16 protein-coding genes are annotated in these 18,142 nt (G+C 71.3%); 9 read left to right on the top strand and 7 right to left on the bottom strand.

Going from position 1 to position 18,142, the window contains the following annotated elements; genetic code table 11:
• Window positions 1–77 precede the first annotated feature (77 nt).
• From H4696_RS20955 to H4696_RS20945, 3 genes are all read left to right on the top strand, one after another.
• Window positions 78–974: a lytic transglycosylase domain-containing protein gene (locus H4696_RS20955; protein WP_225955759.1), complete on the top strand. Its 897-nt coding sequence runs from the start codon at window positions 78–80 to the stop codon at window positions 972–974.
• A gap of 132 nt (window positions 975–1,106) precedes the next feature.
• Window positions 1,107–1,505: a hypothetical protein gene (locus tag H4696_RS20950; protein ID WP_192782451.1), complete on the top strand. Its 399-nt coding sequence runs from the start codon at window positions 1,107–1,109 to the stop codon at window positions 1,503–1,505.
• Between the two features lie 10 nt (window positions 1,506–1,515).
• On the top strand, window positions 1,516–1,857 hold the full coding sequence (locus tag H4696_RS20945; protein ID WP_086857625.1) for a DUF3817 domain-containing protein: 342 nt from the start codon (window positions 1,516–1,518) through the stop codon (window positions 1,855–1,857).
• Here H4696_RS20945 and H4696_RS20940 read toward each other — a convergent pair.
• Entirely contained in the window at window positions 1,835–3,268 is a 1,434-nt protein-coding gene (locus tag H4696_RS20940) for an MFS transporter (protein WP_192782450.1), read from the bottom strand. The genes H4696_RS20945 and H4696_RS20940 overlap by 23 nt on opposite strands.
• Window positions 3,269–3,404: 136 nt before the next feature.
• Between H4696_RS20940 and H4696_RS20935 the strand changes: the two genes are divergently transcribed.
• On the top strand, window positions 3,405–3,971 hold the full coding sequence (locus H4696_RS20935; RefSeq protein WP_086865405.1) for a TetR/AcrR family transcriptional regulator: 567 nt from the start codon (window positions 3,405–3,407) through the stop codon (window positions 3,969–3,971).
• A gap of 21 nt (window positions 3,972–3,992) precedes the next feature.
• Here H4696_RS20935 and H4696_RS20930 read toward each other — a convergent pair whose 3' ends face one another.
• The gene (locus tag H4696_RS20930; protein WP_086865406.1) at window positions 3,993–5,585 is read right to left on the bottom strand and encodes a solute symporter family protein; all 1,593 of its coding nucleotides are present in this window, start codon (window positions 5,583–5,585) and stop codon (window positions 3,993–3,995) included.
• Window positions 5,582–6,019 (bottom strand): DUF485 domain-containing protein, encoded by a 438-nt coding sequence (locus tag H4696_RS20925; RefSeq protein ID WP_192782449.1) that lies wholly within the window; start codon window positions 6,017–6,019, stop codon window positions 5,582–5,584. Before H4696_RS20925 ends, H4696_RS20930 begins: the two co-directional genes overlap by 4 nt.
• A gap of 1,000 nt (window positions 6,020–7,019) precedes the next feature.
• Between H4696_RS20925 and H4696_RS20920 the strand changes: the two genes are divergently transcribed.
• The 4 genes from H4696_RS20920 to H4696_RS20905 are packed head-to-tail and all read left to right on the top strand — an operon-like array spanning window position 7,020 to window position 12,621.
• Window positions 7,020–10,856, top strand: a complete 3,837-nt coding sequence (locus H4696_RS20920; protein ID WP_192783053.1) for a nitrate- and nitrite sensing domain-containing protein — start codon at window positions 7,020–7,022, stop codon at window positions 10,854–10,856.
• The gene (locus H4696_RS20915) at window positions 10,853–11,305 is read left to right on the top strand and encodes a roadblock/LC7 domain-containing protein (RefSeq protein WP_086861520.1); all 453 of its coding nucleotides are present in this window, start codon (window positions 10,853–10,855) and stop codon (window positions 11,303–11,305) included. The genes H4696_RS20920 and H4696_RS20915 overlap by 4 nt, the downstream gene beginning before the upstream one ends.
• A 7-nt stretch (window positions 11,306–11,312) precedes the next feature.
• Entirely contained in the window at window positions 11,313–12,029 is a 717-nt protein-coding gene (locus H4696_RS50245; RefSeq protein WP_225955758.1) for a DUF742 domain-containing protein, read from the top strand.
• Between the two features lie 28 nt (window positions 12,030–12,057).
• Window positions 12,058–12,621, top strand: a complete 564-nt coding sequence (locus H4696_RS20905; RefSeq protein ID WP_086861521.1) for a GTP-binding protein — start codon at window positions 12,058–12,060, stop codon at window positions 12,619–12,621.
• Window positions 12,622–12,661: 40 nt separating this feature from the next.
• On the opposite strand, the gene H4696_RS20900 is transcribed toward H4696_RS20905, so the two are convergent.
• From H4696_RS20900 to H4696_RS20885, 4 genes are all read right to left on the bottom strand, one after another.
• On the bottom strand, window positions 12,662–13,222 hold the full coding sequence (locus H4696_RS20900) for a dihydrofolate reductase family protein (protein ID WP_086861522.1): 561 nt from the start codon (window positions 13,220–13,222) through the stop codon (window positions 12,662–12,664).
• A gap of 76 nt (window positions 13,223–13,298) precedes the next feature.
• Window positions 13,299–13,958: a DUF899 domain-containing protein gene (locus H4696_RS20895; protein WP_086861523.1), complete on the bottom strand. Its 660-nt coding sequence runs from the start codon at window positions 13,956–13,958 to the stop codon at window positions 13,299–13,301.
• Complete coding sequence (locus tag H4696_RS20890) at window positions 13,955–14,401, bottom strand: SRPBCC family protein (protein WP_086861524.1); 447 nt, start codon at window positions 14,399–14,401, stop codon at window positions 13,955–13,957. Before H4696_RS20890 ends, H4696_RS20895 begins: the two co-directional genes overlap by 4 nt.
• Entirely contained in the window at window positions 14,394–14,738 is a 345-nt protein-coding gene (locus H4696_RS20885) for an ArsR/SmtB family transcription factor (protein ID WP_086861531.1), read from the bottom strand. The genes H4696_RS20890 and H4696_RS20885 overlap by 8 nt, the downstream gene beginning before the upstream one ends.
• A 144-nt stretch (window positions 14,739–14,882) precedes the next feature.
• On the opposite strand from H4696_RS20885, the gene icmF reads away from it, so the two are divergent.
• Complete coding sequence (gene icmF / locus H4696_RS20880) at window positions 14,883–18,116, top strand: fused isobutyryl-CoA mutase/GTPase IcmF (RefSeq protein ID WP_086861525.1); 3,234 nt, start codon at window positions 14,883–14,885, stop codon at window positions 18,114–18,116.
• Window positions 18,117–18,142 lie beyond the last annotated feature (26 nt).

The following is an 18,142-nucleotide window of genomic DNA, read 5'->3' as shown; positions in this document are numbered from 1 at the left end:
CTAACCTGCGCGGGCTCGTTGACACTTCGTCGACACCACACTGGAGTACCGGGAGTTACGTGCGCACCAGGACCGGAATGAACGAGGACGACCCGATCGACGCGAGCGTCGAGGAAGCCGCCCCCGCCGCACCGGCACCGGCGCCGCGCTCCACGAGCGTCGCGGTGCTCACCCGGCTGACCGTGGTCCTCGCCGTGCTGGCCGTGGCCGGCGGCGGGGTCTGGCTCGTCACCCGCGTCGCGACGCCCGAGGCGAGCCCGCTCACCACCGAAATCCCCGCTTTGCAGGTCAAGGCGGCCGACGTCCGCCCGGGGTCGGTCGCCCCGGCCGGGGGCGCCGTGGCGGGCGGGGCCGAGCAGCAGACGTCTCCCCAGCAGGTCCGCAGCACCGGTCCGGCGACGCTGTCGCAGTGGGCGAGCCAGGTCGCGGCGGTCACGAACGTCCCCGCGCGGGCGCTGCAGGCCTACGGCAACGCCGAGCTGGCGATGCGCGCGGACCAGCCGAAATGCAAGATCTCGTGGGCGACGCTCGCCGGCATCGGCCGCATCGAGTCGAACCACGGCCAGTACGCGGGCGCGGTCCTCGGCGCGGACGGCCGCCCGTCCAAGCCGATCATCGGCGTCCCCCTCGACGGCTCGGCCGGTGTCCAGGCCATCGGCGACACCGACGGCGGCCGCTACGACGGTGACGCGGGCGTCGACCGCGCGGTCGGCCCGATGCAGTTCATCCCGAGCACCTGGCGCAAGTGGGCCTCGGACGGCAACGGCGACGGCCTCGGCGACCCCCAGCAGATCGACGACGCGGCCCTGGCGGCGGCCCGGTACCTGTGCGCGGGCGGCCGCGACATGGCCGGCCCGAGCGGCTGGTGGGCGGGGATCCTGTCGTACAACAACTCGACGGAGTACGCGCAGAAGGTGTTCGGCCTGGCCGACGGCTACGCGAAGGGCGCGCAGTCGATCCGCAAGCAAGGCTGAAAATCCGTGAATGCCACATTCACGGACAAGTAGTCCCTCGATGTGGCATTCACGGACTTCGTCCCTGAGAGCGGCGCCACCCGGCACGCGGTCGGCCGTCACCTCTCAGCAGGTCGGTGCTAGCGTCGATGCGTGCCAGCTTCCCACTCCCCGGCGGGTTCCCCCTGGGGTCGCCGGATCGCGATCGCCGCGACGTGCCTGGTGAGCCTGCTCGTCTGCTGCGGGCTCGCCTGGTGGCAGTGGGACCGCTTCACCTCGGCGAACGGCACCTTCCAGAACCTCGGCTACGTCCTGCAGTGGCCGCTGTTCGGGCTCTTCCCGGCCTTCATGTTCTGGCGGATCCGCAAGCTCCGCCTGAAGGCCGAAGCCGACGGCACCGCGGACGAGAAGCCCGGCGAAAAGCCCGTCGCCGAGGTGCCCGCTCCCCGTCCCCGTCCCGACGCACAGCGCACGGACGAAGACGAGGAGCTGGCCGCGTACAACCGTTACCTGCGCGAGCTGAACGCCCGCGACCAGCAGGCCGCAGAGTGAGGACGACCCGATGACCACCAGCACCGAAGGCGCCCGGACCGCGGTGCCGCTCGCCGGACCCCTGGTCCGGTTCCGGACCGCCGCCTACGTCACCGGCGTCGGGCTGCTCGGCCTGTGCTTCGTGATGGTGCTGCGCTACGGCTTCGACAACCCGACGCCGTCCGCGGTGTACTCGCCGATCCACGGCGTCCTCTACATGATCTACCTGGTGCTGACCATCGACCTGGCGATCAAGGCCCGCTGGTCGATCAAGGGCACCGTGCTCGTGCTGCTGGCCGGCTGCGTCCCGTTCGTCTCGTTCCTCGTCGAGCGCCGGGTGACGCACAAGGTCAAGGCCGGGCAGAAGCTGTAACCGCGGCCTGGCGGCGGAACGTCAGCGCCACCAGGAACGAGCAGGCCGCGAACACCGCCGCCGTCCCGAACGCGGCGGTCATCCCGTCGACCGTGAGCTGGGCCCCGGTCGTCCCCGCCGCGCGGGTCACCGAGCCGAACACCGTGATCAGCACGGCCAGTCCCAGCGTGCTGCCGACCTGCTGCATCGTCTGCAGCACGCCGCCCGCGGCGCCCGCGTCCTCGCTGGGCACCGTGGCCATCACGATCACGTTGAGCGGCGCGAACGCCAGCCCGCCGCCGAGCCCCATGAGCAGCAGCGGACCCAGCAGCGCCGGGAAGTACGCGCTGCTCGTGGTGAGCGTGGCGAGCCAGCCGACCCCCGCGACCATCAGCAGCGTGCCGGTGAGCGCCAGCGGCTTCGGCCCGTAGCGGGGGAGCAGCCGCGGCACGAGCCGGCTCATGGTGAAGATCAGCGCCGCCATGGGCAGGAACGCGAACCCGGTGGCCAGCGCGGCGTAGTGCCGGATGTCCTGCATGAACTGGGTGAGGAAGAAGAACATCGACATCATCGCCATCGGACCGAGGAAGAAGCTGACGTAGGCCGCGCTGCGGTTGCGGTCGGCGAACAGGCGCAGCGGGACCAGCGGCAACGCGGTCCGGGCTTCGATCGCGACGAACGCCGCCAGCAGCGCCAGGCCGCCGGCGAGCGACCCGAGGGTCACCGGGTTCGCCCAGCCGTCGGACGCCGCGTGCGTGAAGGCGAACACGAGCGCGCCGACGCCGAAGGTGCCGGTGATCGCGCCGGGCAGGTCCAGGTGGGCCCGCCGCCGCGGCGGCTCGGGGACGAACCGCGGGGCGAGGAGCACGATCGCGAGGCCGAACGGGACGTTGATGAACAGCGCGGCGCGCCACGAGATCCATTCGGTGAGCAGACCGCCGACGATCAGGCCGATCGCGAAGCCGCCGCTGGACATCGCGGAGAACAGCGCGAGCGCCCGGACGCGGGCCTTGGCCTCGGTGAACGTCGTGGTGACCAGTGCCAGGGTGCTCGGGCCCGCCATCGCGGCGCCGACGCCCTGGAGGACGCGGGCGGCGATGAGCAGCGCGGCCGAGTCGGCCAGGCCGCCGGCCAGCGAGGCGAGGGTGAACAGGGCGGTGCCCGCGACGAACATCCGGCGCCGGCCGAACAGGTCGCCCGCGCGGCCGCCGAGCAGCAGCAGGCCGCCGAAGACGAGGCTGTAGGCGGTCATCACCCAGGACAGGCCGGTGGGGGAGAACCCCAGGTCGGCCTGGATGCGCGGCAGTGCGACGTTCATCACGGTCGCGTCGAGGATGAGCATGAGCTGGCAGGTCAGGATGATCGCCAGGATGAGCCCGCTACGGCGTGGAGCGGCCGTGACGGGCGCGGGGTGGAGCGTTTGCTGCGACAAGGGATACTCCCCCAAAGGAGCGCGGAGGTAAGTGGAGAGCTTCTCCACTTGGACATGACGCGATAATATGGAGAGCGTCTCCGGATGCGCAAGGGAATTCGGAGAATCTCTCCGGTTACGTGGTGAGGAGGCCGGGATGCCGGGCGGGGACACGGCGCGTCCGATGCGGGCGGACGCACGGCGCAACTACGAGCGCATCGTCGCGACGGCGAAGGACCTCTTCGCCGGCCACGGGCCCGACGTGCCGCTGGACGACATCGCGAAGAAGGCGGGGGTCGGGGCCGGGACGCTCTACCGGCACTTCCCGACCCGCGAGAAGCTGTTCGAAGCGGTCTACCGCGACGAGATCGAGGTGCTCGCCGATCGCGCGCTCGCGCTGCACGACGAGCTGCCGCCGTGGGAGGCGCTGGAAGCGTGGCTGACCGCCCAGGTCACCTGGGTCGTCGAGCGGCACAAGCTGGCCACGTTCCTCAAGGAGTCGATCGACTCCGGCTCGGAGACGTTCCAGTACTGCCAGAAGCGGCTACGTGAAGCGACCGGCGTGCTGGTCGACGCGGCCCGGGACGCGGGGCTGATCCGCGCGGACATCGAAGGCGTCGACGTGCTCCGGCTGGGCCACGGCGCGGGGATGGCCGTGCGCAACTGCAGCCCGGAGGACGGCAAGCGGGTGCTGGCCGTGATCCTGGACGGCCTGCGCGCGTGACGCGGGCCGTCCAGGCGGGGTTCAGCTGCCGATCCCGGTGAGGGAGCGGACCTCCATCTCGGCCTGCTTGGCCTCGTCCGCCTTCGGCTTGCCGACCAGCGTGCCGACGAACCCGCACAGGAACGAGAACGGGATCGAGACCAGGCCCGGGTTCTTCAGCGGGAACCAGGCGAAGTCGATGCCCTTGAAGATCGAGTCCGGCGAGCCCGACACGACCGGCGAGAAGAGCACCAGCAGCAGGCACGCGATCAGGCCGCCGTAGATGCCCCACAGCGTGCCGGTCGTGTTGAACCGCCTCCAGAACAAGGAGTAGAGCAGCGTCGAGAGGTTCGCCGACGCCGCCACCGCGAACGCCAGCGCCACCAGGAACGCGATGTTCTGCCCGTTCGCCAGCACGCCGCCGACGATCGCGAACACGCCGACGACGATCGCGGTCAGCCGCGCCACCCGGACCTCGTCGGCCGGTTCCGCCTTGCCCCGCTTGAAGATGTTCGCGTAGACGTCGTGGGCGAAGGAGGCCGACGCGGTGATCGTCAGCCCGGCCACGACCGCGAGGATGGTCGCGAAGGCGACCGCGGCGATGATGCCCAGCAGCAGCGTCCCGCCGACGTGCAGGGCCAGCAGCGGGGCCGCCGAGTTCTCGCCGCCGGGCGCGGCCTTGATCTCGTCCGCGCCGACCAGCGCGGCCGCGCCGAAGCCGATCACCAGCGTGCACAGGTAGAAGAGGAACATGCACGCCGTCGCCCAGACGACGCTCCGCCGCGCCTCGCGGGAGTTCGGCACCGTGTAGAAGCGCATCAGCACGTGCGGCAGCGCCGCCGCGCCGAGGACCAGCGCCAAAGCCAGCGACACGAAGTCCAGCTTGGTGGTGCCGTTCTTGCCGTACGAGCCGCCCGGCTCGAGGAGCTTGTCGCCGAGCGGGCTGTTTTCGGCCGCCGAGGAGAGCAGGTTCGAGAACGAGAAGCCGAACTTGCCGAACAGGAACACCGTGAGCAGCGCGCCGCACAGCAGCAGGATCGTCGCCTTGATGATCTGCACCCACGTGGTGCCCTTCATCCCGCCGACCAGCACGTACAGCACCATGACCAGGCCGACGACGCCGATCACCAGCGCCTGGCCGAGCTTGGAGTGCACGTTCAGCAGCAGCGCCACCAGGCCGCCGGCGCCCGCCATCTGCGCCAGCATGTAGAAGAAGGAGATGACGAGCGTCGACGTCGCCGCCGCCGCGCGGACCGGGCGCTGCTTCATCCGGAAGCTGAGCACGTCGCCCATCGTGAAGCGCCCGGTGTTGCGCAGTAGCTCGGCGATCAGCAGCAGGTCGACCAGCCAGGCGACCAGGAAGCCGATCGAGTAGAGGAAGCCGTCGTAGCCGTGGATCGCGATGGCGCCGGCGATCCCGAGGAAGGACGCCGCCGACAGGAAGTCGCCGGAGAGGGCGATGCCGTTCTGGCGGCCGGTGAAGGCGCTGCCCGCGGCGTAGTAGTCCGACGTCGACGAGTTCCGGCTGCTGGCCCGGTAGACGACGTACAGCGTGATGGCCACGAAGAGGGCGAACACGGCCGTGTTGACGATCGGGTTGCTGGCGGGCACCCCGCCCGCGGCGAGGGCGGTCACCGGCGGGTCCCTTCCGGCGCGCCCGCGCGGGCGCGCAGCTCGGCCACGCGCGGGTCGACCTGGCGGCGCGCGTAGCGGAGGTAGAGCCAGGTGACCAGCGCGGTGCTGGCGAACTGGCCGATGCCGAGCACGATGCCGACGTTGACCTGGCCGAACACCTTCCGGCTCATGAAGTCGTGCGCGTAGGCGGCCAGCAGCACGTAGGTCATGTACCAGGCGAAGAAGGCGAAGCTCATCGGGAAGACGAACCCGCGGAACCGGCGGCGCAGCGCGACGAACTCGCGGCTGGCCTGGATCCCGGCGTAGTCGGGGCCGGTGGGGGCGGCGGGCCGCCGCTGCGGGGCGCCGGACGGGCGCTCCCCGGTGAAGAGGGCCGGCATCCGGCCGGTCTCCTCGAGGGCGTTGCCCGTCGCTGGTCGCGCGACGTCGTACATGGGTGCCTCCGGCAGAGAGCCTGGCGTGGCGGCGGGACCCGGTGCCCGCGGTGGGCGCCGGCCGCCCTTGCGGTCTGCGAGGCGAACATCGTAACTACGCCGTCCGGCGGAGTCCGAAGGCGGCCGGGCGGTCCCGGGGCCCGGAAGGCGGGGTATTCGGTTTCTCGTCGAAAGTGTCGAATACGCTTTTGGTGACAAGATCACGGGCAGATCACCCGTAATGATGAGAAAAATTGTGACGCGACGTTGTCGCGTTCGGCCTACGCTGCGGCGAACGAAGTAATCCGGCTGGACGCGGGTGACTGGCCGTCACCCGGCGTAGTCGCAGTACGGTTCCGTAGCGCCGAAGAGGGTCGACCGCGGGTGGCGTGGCGGCGAAGATCCACTGGTCGGCGCGGGTTCTCGAAAGAAATCACCAGGTCGGGCGACGATGGCTCGCAACGCCACAAGATCGGGCACATCTTGAGACTTGACCCACCCGTTGGGGGTACTGAGTGTAGATCGTCCGAGGTATGCTGCTGCCCTGCTTGGGCTAACCGGGTGACGGCCGGATGGCTGGGTGAGGCCTGCCCGGTAACCGGAATTCCCCCTTTGGGAGCGACGCAGGCGCGGTTCTCGGCCGGGAATCCGCTTTTCGCAGGTCAGCGCCCGAGTGGACGACAAAATTGACCGGCCCGGCATCGGGGGTACGATTCTTTGGCCCAGCTGACCGCAGCGATCGATTGGCACCGATAAAGTTGATCTCGACAACCGTGCAGAACGCAACTTGCGTCGTGCACGTGCACAGTCCCTTGCACGGGACGTCGGGGCGGTGCCTGCCCGGAGACGGGCGCGCGGACGGCCGGGCTGCCGGGGGCGAGCGAGGGCGACGGCGAAGTGGCATGGTGCGGGCGGCGCGGCCGTCCGGGCACCCGCTTCGAGCCGGCACGCCGCGCCGCCGACGCGGATCCATGACGCCGGACAGGGAGTCACTCACGTGACCGTTGCAGGAGAAGGTCAGGTGCCCGTGGGGGAGCTGCTCGGCCGAGCACCCCGGCGGTCGAAGGGGAAGGCGGCCTGGCACGCGCTCGTGCACTGGCGCGACTGGAGCCTCCCCGTCAAGCTTTCGGCCGTCACCGTCGTCCCCATCGTCATCGCGATGGTGCTCGGCATCACGACGATCGCGGCCCAGGTCGGCCGCTCCGACGAGTACCAGCGGCTCGACCGGCTCGTCGCGCTCGGCGGCCAGGTGCGCGCGCTCACCGGCGCGCTGCAGCAGGAGCGCACGGTCACCGCGGCGATGCTGACCGAGGGCACCGTCGGCGGGACCCCCGAGCTCGCGAAGGCCCGCCAGGCCACGGACGCGGCGGTCGCCCCGTTCACCGCCGCGCAGGCCCGCGCGGCCGCCATCGAGCCGGGTGTGGCCGGCGCCGCGGGCGCCGCCACCTCGCAGCTGGGCAACCTCGACTTCCTGCGCCGCCAGGTCGACGGCGGCCAGCTCGACCCCGGCCAGGCCATCACGGCGTTCTCCGACCTCGCCAAGCCGCTCATCGCGCTCGACACCGCGGCCACCGCGGGCGCCGGCGACGGCACCCTCGGCGGCACCCCGGCCGGGCTGCACGAGCTGCTCGTCGCGGGCGAGCAGGTGTCGGTCAGCCAGGCGCTGGTGTCCTTCGGCATCGCCCGCGCCGGGCTGTCGCCGAGCGAGCTCGCCACCCTCCGCGCCGCCGAGCTGCGGCTCGGCGACCGGCTGGTCGACTTCCGGTCCGCGGCGGGCGACACGCTGCAGCGCGACTTCGCGGCCATCGCCGAAGGCGCGCAGGCGCAGAGCCGCGCGCGGATGGTCGAGTCGGTGCTGAACGCGCCGAGCGGCGCGGTCGACGACGCCTTCCGCACGCTGTCGGCCCAGGACTGGAACGCCGCGTCCGGCGCGATGCGCACGCAGATCGGGCAGGTCGCCGACCGGCTGGGCGCGTCGGCGTCGGCGACGTCGCAGGAGCTGGTCGACGACGCCAGCAGCGGCGCCGGCCTGCTCGCCGTGCTGCTGTTCGCCGCGATGGTGCTCGCCGTCGCGGTCGTCTTCCTCATCACCCGCCAGCTGCTGCGCTCGCTGAAGGTGCTGCGCCGCAGCGCCCTCGACGTCGCCGAGACCGCGCTGCCGGAGGCGGTCCGCAACATCCAGGAGGGCCGCGCGCAGGGCACCGACGTCCGCCCGGTCCCGGTGCAGACCGACGACGAGGTCGGCGAGGTGGCGCGCGCGTTCGACAAGGTGCACCACCAGGCGCTGCGGCTGGCGACCGAGCAGGCCGCGATGCGCACCGGGTACGGCAGCGTCTTCGTCAACCTCTCGCGGCGCAGCCAGAGCCTGGTCCAGCGGCAGCTGCAGCTGATCGAGCAGCTCGAGCGGGACGAGGAGGACGCCGACCAGCTGGCGACGCTGTTCCAGCTCGACCACCTCGCCACCCGGATGCGGCGCAACAACGAGAACCTGATGGTGCTCTCGGGCGCCGAGCCGGGCCGCCGGTCGGGGAAGCCGGTCGGCACGACGGACATGCTCCGCGCCGCGGTGTCGGAGATCGAGCAGTACCAGCGGGTCCAGGTCCAGCCGCCGCCCCCGGCGCGGATCGTCGGCTACGCGGCGAGCGACCTGATGCGCCTGGTCGCCGAGCTGCTGGACAACGCCACGGCGTTCTCCGCGCCGGAGACCTCGGTGACGGTGGCGTCGCGGCTGGGCGAGGACGGCTCGCTCAACATCGACATCCTCGACAAGGGCATCGGCATGAACGAGGCCGAGGTCGCCGAGGCGAACACCCGGCTGACCGAGGCGGGGTCGGTCGACCTGGCCACCTCGCGCCGGATGGGCCTGTTCGTCGTCGGCCGGCTGGCCAGCAGGCACCGCATCGGGGTGTCGCTGCACGGCGGCAAGGACATCGTCGGCGTCCGCGCCACGGTCGTCGTCCCGGCGGACCTGGTGATGCCGGTGACCGACGGCCCGGCCACCGGCCCGATCGGCGCCCTCCAGCAGCACCCGGCCAGCCCCGCGGCGGGCAACCAGCTGCCGCGCCGCCAGGTCAACGGCAACTCCCGCCCGCGCCCGATCGTCCCGCAGCAGCCGGCGATGGGGGAGGAGCGCTGGCCGTCCGCGAGCGACCTCGCGGGCCTGAGCGGCAACGGCCCGGCCGTGCGCCCGCCGTCGGATCTGGAGATCTCCGGGACGGCGTTGTTCGCGCCCCTCCCGAAGGACGACGACACCCCGCCGCCGCCGCGCCCGACGCTGCCCGCGGTGCTGCCGGTGCCGACGCAGCCGCCGAAGCCGGACGAGCTGCCCGCGGGCAAGGACCTGTTCTCCGCCAACGAAACGACGCTGAGCGACTGGTGGCAGCAGGCGACGGCGACCCCGCCCGCCCCTGCGCCAGAGCCGACGCCGGCGCCGGATCGTTCCGAGACGACGCCGATCTTCGACGAGATGCTGTCGGCGTGGTTCCGAGAGGACAAGCCGGCGACCCCGGCCACCCCGGCCGCGTCGGCCGCCTCGGTCACCGAAGAGGAACCGGCCGAGGCGGAGCCGGCGGAAGCCGAGCCGCAGGAGCGGCGCAGCTGGGACTTCGCCAGCGACGAGAACTTCCGCACGGTCCAGGCCCGTTCCCAGGCGGCCCCGACGGCCTTCACGGAGGCGGGTCTTCCCCGCCGCCGCCGCGGCGAGCAGTTGATGCCGGGCAGCGCGGTCCCGCCCCCGGCCGCCCCCACGCCGGCCCCGTCCCGCCCGGAACTCCCGGTCCGCGACCCGGCCGATGTGCGGGGACGGCTGAGCAGCTTCCAGCAGGGCGTCACCCGCGGCCGCCAGCAGGCCCGCCAGGCCAAGCCCCAGCCGGGACCGGGTGGCGCGGAGCAGCCCACGACCGGAGGAGCACAGCCGGGTACGGCGGGGCAGGCAGCGGGCGCCCCGGCGCAGCAGACCGGTACCCCGGCTCAGCAGGCGGCTGCACCGCAGCAGGCGGCGGGGTCTTCGGCCGCACGGCAGGCCGGTTCCCCGGCCGCGCACCAGCCGGGTGCGGATGAGCCGACGGCGACCCAGCCGGGCACACCGCAGCAGGTCGCGGGTTCCCCGGCCGCGCAGGCGGGTGCGGGACCGGAGGCACCTCGGCCGTCGGGCTCACCCGAGGCGGGCACCCCCCGGCCGAACGGCGCACCCGCCTCGCTGCCAGGCCGCCAACGGCCTTCCGGAGCCTTCCCGCACCCGGGCGAGCCCCAGCCGAACGGCCTGCCGCAACCCCGCCGCCAGTCACCCGCGGTTCCGAATGGTCTCGCCCACCCGGGCCAGGCCCAGCCGAACCCGGCCGCGCCGCAGTCCGGTGGCACCGCGGCCCCGTCGAACGGGCTGCACAGCCCGACCGCGCCGCGGTCCGGCGACGCCGCGCCCCAGCCGAACGGGCAGCCGAACCCGGCACCCGAGGTCACCGCCAACGGCCGTCCGAGCACACCGCCGTCGTCGCTGCCCACCCGGCGCGGCGCCGCGCCGGAGACCCCGGAAACCCCGGCTCCGCGCGAGGAAACCTCCGCCGTCGAAGCCACCGCCGAGTGGAACTTCGGGACCGATGACGGCTGGCGGGCGGTGCAAGCGGTGTCCCAGTCGACACCCGCCACTTTCACTTCGGCAGGATTGCCCCGGCGCCGTCGCGGGGAGCAGCTGCTTCCGGGCAGCGCCGGACCGCCCACCGGGGCCACGGCCCCCCGACCACAACGGGATGCGCACGACGTGCGCGGCCGCCTGCGGAGCTTCCAGCAGGGCATCGAGCGTGGACGCCACCGCACCGCGCAGGCGGCCGAGACCAACCACGAGACACTGGAGGGTGAATGAACTCGCCGAGTAGCGCCCAGCCGACACAGAACCAGTTCGGCTGGCTGGTGAACGACTTCGCGGAGCGGGTGCCGGGAGTGGCCCACGCCGTGGTCGTCTCGGCGGACGGCTTGCTGCTGACCGCGTCGAACCGGCTCCCGCTGGACCGGGCCGACCAGCTCGCCGCGGTCGCTTCGGGCCTGGTCAGCCTCACCCAGGGCGCCGCCCGCTGCTTCGAGGCCGGCGCGGTCAACGAGACCGTCGTCGAGATGGAGCTCGGGATCATGGTGCTGATGTCGATCAGCGACGGGTCCTGTCTCGCCGTCCTCGCCGCCCCCAACTGCGACATCGGCCAGGTCGCCTACGAGATGACGATGCTCGTCGACCGGGTCGGCCAGATCCTCACCCCGGAGCTGCGCGCCCAGCTTCAGGGCTCCGGTGGGTCGCTGATCGGCGAACCGGTGGGATGATGGCGCGATGAGCACGGGGTCCGGATTCGACGGCGAACCACCCGAGGGGCAGTACCCCGCCGGGCGAGGGGACGACGGCACGTTCGCCGACGTCCTCAACGGGTTCACGCTGGATTCCGGCCGTGCCCGCCGGAAGCGCAAGAAGAGCAAGGAGTCCCCGCCACCCCCGGCCGCCGGTGCGCACGCGGCCGCGGAACCGCCGGCGCCCGCGCCGTCGGCCGACCAAGGAGATCACGTGACCTCTTTAGTCTCTCCACCCGGCAGTACCGACGGGGACAGCCCGCGACCTGGGGGTTTGTTCGACCCCGGGCCGCCCAGCGGCGAGTTCGTGATGCCCGCGGTGTTCGAACAGCCGCCCGCGCCGGAGGAGCTGACGGCCATTGTCCGGCCCTACGCGCTGACCGGCGGACGCACCCGGGCAAACTACGCCCTGGAGCTGGAGACACTGATCTCCGCGAAGGACTACGCTGCCACCGGTGGCTTCCCCGAAGTGGCCGCGGAGCAGATCGAGTGCATTTCGATCATGGAAGAGTGCCGGACCCCCCGTTCGGTCGCCGAGATCGTGTCGGCCTTGCGGGTGCCTCTCGGGGTGGCCCGGGTGCTGATCAGCGACGCGGCGGACGCAGGGCTGGTCACGGTGCACAAGACGATTACGGGCAATGACGGCGCCGAGGCACATCTGGTGTTGATGGAAAGGGTTTTGAGTGGACTCCGTCGGCTATAAGGCACCGCGGGACACCGCGCCCCCGACCATGACATCCGCCAAGATCGTGGTGGCTGGCGGTTTCGGAGCGGGGAAGACGACCTTCGTCGGGTCGGTGTCGGAGATCGTGCCGCTGACCACCGAGGCGATGATGACCGACGCCAGCGTCGGCGTCGACAACCTCGACCACACGCCGGGTAAGTCGACGACCACGGTGGCGATGGACTTCGGGCGCGTCTCGCTGGACGCGGACCTGATCCTCTACCTGTTCGGCACGCCCGGCCAGCAGCGGTTCTGGTTCATGTGGGACGACCTCGTCCGCGGCGCGATCGGCGCGGTGGTGCTCGCCGACACGCGCCGGCTCGCGGACTCGTTCGCCCCGATCGACTTCTTCGAGGACCGCGGGCTGCCGTACATCGTCGGCGTCAACACGTTCGACGGCGTGCTGGAGCACGACATCAACGACGTCCGCGAGGCGCTGTCGATCGACCCGAACATCCCGATCGTCCGCTGCGACGCGCGCGACCGCGAGTCGACCAAGCAGACGCTCATCACGCTGGTCGAGTACGCCATGCGGCAGTGGATCGCGCTGCGGGCGGCGAACGCCCGCTGACGCCGCACGGGCCCGGGAAACGCCCCGGGCCCGGCGCCCGTCACGCCCGGCGGTACCGCAGCAGCACCACCCGGCCGTCGAAGGTGCGCGACCCGGCCAGCTGCAGGCCGAGCCGCGCGGTGCCCTCGGCGAACGGGCGCTTGCCGCCGCCGAGGACGACCGGGTGCACGAACACCTGGTACTCGTCGATCAGGCCCTGCGCGGTCAGCGCGGCGGCCAGTTCCGCGCCGCCCATGAGCAGCAGGTCGCGCCCGGGCTCTGCTTTCAGCGACGCCACGGCCGCGGAGAGGTCGCCGCCGACGACCCGGGTGTGCCAGCCCGGCTTCTCCAGCGTCCGCGAGAACACGACCTTCGGCGTCTCGCGCCAGACGGGCGCGAAGGCGATGTCGTGCGGGTCGTCCGAGATCGACTCGGCGTCCGGCCAGAACCCCGCCATCATGTCCCACACCTTGCGGCCGTAGGCGAACTCGCCGCACCGCGCGCTCAGCTCCCGCGAGTACCCGGACAGCTCGGGGCCCATCACGGGCCAGTCGAATTCGCCGTCCGGGCCCTCGACGCAGCCGTCGAGCGACGTGTGGACCATGTGGATGAGCTCGCGCATTTCCGCCTCCTCGTGCTTCGTGTCACCAGCAGGTCGGAGCCGCGCTCGCGGACCGGACACGCCCGCCGGGGAAACTTCAGTACTCGTCGTGGCGGCGCCACCAGGCACCGGGGCCGTCGTCGCCCCGGCTCTCCTCTTCCCACGCCTCCTGGCGGCCCAGCGGCGTGATGTCGAGGTACCGGTGCGAAGCGAGGAACATCTCGCCGCCGCGGCCGGTGGTGAAGTACGTGCGGTAGACGTCGTCGCCGTTGCGGAGGAACACGCTGACGCCGAAGCCCATGCCGACGCCGCAGTCCTCGGTGAAGTCGCTGCCGTAGGAGGACACGAACGGCACGTCCCAGCCCATCCGGGTCTTGTACCGCTCGATCTCGGGCAGCGTCGCGGGCGCGACGACCTGGAGCGTCACGTCCCGGTCGTGCAGGTGCGCCAGGTGCGGCATGTTGTCCACGAGCAGGGAGCAGCCGGGGCAGCCCGCCTCCTCGCCCGGGTGCAGCATGAAGTGGTAGACGATCAGCTGCGGCCGTCCCTCGAAGAGGTCCAGCAGGCTCTTCTCGCCCTCGGCCGAGGTGAACACGTACGGCTTCGTGAAGGGCACCATCGGCAGCCGGCGCCGTTCGGCGGCGAGGTGGTCGGCCGCCTTCATGTGCTCCTTCTCCTTGACGAGCAGTGCGTCGCGCGCGGCCTGCCATTCCTCGGGCGAGACGATCTCGGGCAGGGCGTGCTGGGTCGCGGTCATCGGTCTTCCTCTCCTCGGTGGTGGATGAAGCCGGCCAGGTCGTCGAAGCTGGAGGTCCAGCCGCCGCGGTGGCCGTCGCGGTCGGCGACGGTGGGGAAACCGGTCTGGACGAAGGTCATCTCCGTCTTGCCGCCCAGATCGGCGAAGTCGATCGTCACTAGGGTTTCGGCGCGCATGTCGCCCTCGGTGTCCCAGGTGAAGGTGAACACGAGCCGCTCGGGCGCGGTGATCTCGCGGTAGGTGCCGTGCATCCAGTGCTCGTCGCCCTCGGGGGAGCGGATGCACGCCCGCCAGGCGCCGCCCGGCCGGGTGGCGAGGGTGACCGCGGAGCCGGTGTAGCCGTGCGGCCCCAGCCAGCTCGCCAGCTGGTCGGGGTCGGTCCACGCGGCGAAGACCAGCTCGCGGGGCGCGTCGAAGACCCGGGTGATGGTGAGCTCAGGCATCCTCGCCCCCGCCCGCCGCGCGCAGGGTGCGCAGGTGCTCGTCGAGGCGGTCGAACCCGTCGTCCCAGAACGGGCGGTAGCGCGCCACCCAGTCGGCGACGTCTTCCAGGGGTTTCGCCGCCAGCCGGCAGGGCCGCCACTGGCGGGTGCGGCCGCGGGTGATGAGCCCGGCCTGCTCCAGCACCTTCAGGTGGCGCGAGACGGCGGGCAGGCTCATCGGGAACGGCTCGGCGAGTTCGTTCACCGTCGCTTCGCCCGCCGAAAGCCGGGCGAGGATGGCCCGCCGGGTCGGGTCGGCGAGCGCCGCGAACGTGCGGCTCAGGTGGTCCACGGGCATCGTCATTTCAGCACCTTGTTAATTAACTTCTCCGTTAAATATAGCCCCAAGCTGAGCACTGTCAAGGTTGTCGCGAGCGGCGCTGAGAGCCGTGTCACTGGTCCTCGGGTTTCCAATAGTAGGAAGCCAAAGTATTTTTGAGGGATGAGCAGCGAGCTGTACCGTCCCGTGCACCCCGTCCGGTTCGTGACGGCGTCGAGCCTCTTCGACGGTCACGACGCATCGATCAACATCATGCGGCGGATCCTCCAGTCTCAGGGCGCGGAGGTCGTCCACCTCGGGCACAACCGCTCGGTCGACGAGGTGGCCACCGCCGCCATCGCCGAGGACGTCCAGGGCGTCGCCATCTCCGCCTACCAGGGCGGGCACGTCGAATACTTCTCGTACCTGGTCGAGCTGCTGCGCGAGCGCGGCGCCGGCCACATCAAGGTCTTCGGCGGCGGGGGCGGGGTGATCGTGCGCGAGGAGATCGACCTGCTGCACTCGCGCGGCGTCGCCCGCATCTTCTCGCCCGAGGACGGCTACGAGATGGGCCTGCCGGGCATGATCAACTCGATGATCGAGGCCTGCGACACCGACCTCGCGGCCGAGGGCCCGGCGCTCGACAAGGTGCTCTCCGGGGACGTCCCGGCGCTGTCGCGGGTCATCACCCAGCTGGCGGCCGAACGGCTGCCCGCCGAGCTGCTCGACGGCATCACCGAAGCCGCGAGCGGGCGGACGGTGCCGGTTCTGGGCATCACCGGCACCGGCGGCTCGGGCAAGTCGTCGCTCACCGACGAGCTGGTCCGCCGCTTCCGCCTCGACCAGGAGGACAAGCTGCGGATCGCGGTGCTCGCGGTCGACCCGTCGCGGCGCAAGGGCGGCGGCGCGCTGCTCGGCGACCGCATCCGGATGAACTGCCTCGACGGCTCGCCAGTGTACTTCCGCTCGCTGGCCACGCGCACGACGTCGGGGGAGATCCCGGCCGGGCTGCGCGAATCGATCCTGGCCTGCAAGGCCGCCGGCTACGACCTGGTGATCGTCGAGACGCCGGGCATCGGCCAGGGTGACGCCGGGATCGTCGACTTCGTGGACGAGTCGCTGTACGTGATGACGCCGGAGTTCGGCGCCGCGTCGCAGCTGGAGAAGATCGACATGCTCGACTTCGCCGACGTCGTCGCGATCAACAAGTTCGAGCGCCGCGGCGCCGAGGACGCCCGCCGCGACGTCGCGCGCCAGCTGGTGCGCAACCGCGAGGCCTTCTCTTCGGCGCCGGAAGACATGCCGGTGTACGGCACGAGCGCGGCGAAGTTCAACGACGACGGCGTCACCGCGCTGTACCAGCACCTGCGCGGCATGCTCGCCGAGCGGGGCCTCGGCGTGTCCGCGGGGACGCTGCCGCGGGTGGAGGGCAAGGTCTCGACCGACGCGTCGACGATCATCCCGGGCAACCGGTCCCGCTACCTGGCCGAGATCTCCGACACCGTACGCGGCTACCACGCGAAGACCGAGCAGCAGGTCGCCGCGGTCCGCAAGCGGAACGCGCTGTCGCTCGCGCGCGAGGAACTGTCCAAGGCAGACGCGTCCACCGACGCGCTCGACGGGCTGCTCGCCGCGGCCGAGTCCGATGTGGACGGCGAGTCGACAAAACTCCTCGAGCGCTTCCGGGAGCTGGCCGAGGAATACCGCCAGGACGAGCTGGTCGTGAAGATCCGCGACAAGGAGCTGCGCACGCAGCTGTGGCGCGACACGCTGTCCGGCAACCGGATCCCGCGCGTCGCCCTGCCGCGCTACGGCGAGGACGGCGAGCTGCTGTCGTTCCTGCGCCGCGAGAACCTGCCGGGCTACTTCCCCTACACCGCGGGCGTTTTCCCGTTCAAGCGCGAGGGCGAGGACCCGGCGCGGATGTTCGCCGGCGAGGGTGACGCGTTCCGCACCAACCGCCGCTTCAAACTGCTCTCGGCCGACTCCGAGGCCAAGCGGCTCTCGACGGCGTTCGACTCCGTGACCCTCTACGGCCACGACCCCGACACCCGCCCCGACATCTACGGCAAGGTCGGCACCTCGGGCGTGTCCATCGCGACGGTCGAGGACATGAAGGCCCTCTACGACGGGTTCGACCTGACCGCGCCGAACACGTCGGTGTCGATGACGATCAACGGCCCCGCGCCGACGATCCTGGCCTTCTTCCTCAACACCGCGATCGACCAGAAGATCGACGCGTTCAAGGCCGAGCACGGCCGCGACCCGTCCGACGCCGAGGCCGCCGAGCTGCGCTCGTGGACGCTGCAGAACGTGCGCGGCACGGTGCAGGCCGACATCCTCAAGGAAGACCAGGGGCAGAACACCTGCATCTTCTCCACCGAGTTCAGCCTCCGGATGATGGCCGACATCCAGGAGTGGTTCATCGAGCACCACCTGCGGAACTTCTACTCGGTCTCGATCTCCGGCTACCACATCGCCGAGGCCGGCGCGAACCCCATCTCGCAGCTGGCTTTCACGCTGGCGAACGGCTTCACCTACGTCGAGTCGTACCTCGCCCGCGGCATGGACGTCGACTGCTTCGCGCCGAACCTGTCGTTCTTCTTCTCCAACGGCATGGACGCCGAGTACTCGGTCCTCGGCCGGGTGGCTCGCCGGATCTGGTCGGTGGCGATGCGCGACCGCTACGGCGCGAACGAGCGGTCGCAGAAGCTGAAGTACCACGTGCAGACGTCCGGCCGGTCGCTGCACGCGCAGGAGATGAGCTTCAACGACATCCGCACCACGCTGCAGGCCCTCTGCGCGCTGTACGACAACGCGAACTCGTTGCACACCAACGCGTTCGACGAGGCGATCACGACGCCGTCGGAGTCGTCGGTGCGCCGCGCGATGGCCATCCAGATGATCATCAACAAGGAATGGGGCCTGTCGAAGAACGAGAACCCGCTGCAGGGCTCGTTCATCATCGACGAGCTGACCGACCTGGTCGAGGAAGCGGTCCTGGCGGAGTTCGACCGCATCTCCGAGCGCGGCGGCGTCCTCGGCGCGATGGAGACGGGCTACCAGCGCGGCAGGATCCAGGACGAGTCCATCCTGTACGAGCGCAAGAAGCACGACGGCTCGCTGCCGATCATCGGCGTCAACACGTTCCGCAACCCGCGTTCGGGGGAGGACGAGGTCGAGGTCGAGCTCGCGCGGGCCACGGAGGACGAGAAGAAGTCCCAGCTGGACCGCCTGGCGGACTTCCAGCACCGCCACCACGAGGAAGCCCAGCAGGCCCTGAAGGCGCTGCGCGAGGCGGCGACTCGCGGCGGCAACTTGTTCGGGGTGCTGATGGACGCCGCGCGGGTGTGCTCGCTGGGGCAGATCACGGAGGCGTTCTTCGAGGTCGGGGGCCAGTACCGGCGCAACGTCTAGCGCTGTGCGGCCGTCGAACGTCGCTG

Origin of the sequence: Amycolatopsis lexingtonensis (assembly GCF_014873755.1) — a bacterium.
Lineage (GTDB): Bacteria > Actinomycetota > Actinomycetes > Mycobacteriales > Pseudonocardiaceae > Amycolatopsis > Amycolatopsis lexingtonensis.
The sequence above is the reverse complement of the archived record's forward strand: the minus strand, read 5'-3'. Positions and strand labels throughout refer to the sequence as shown.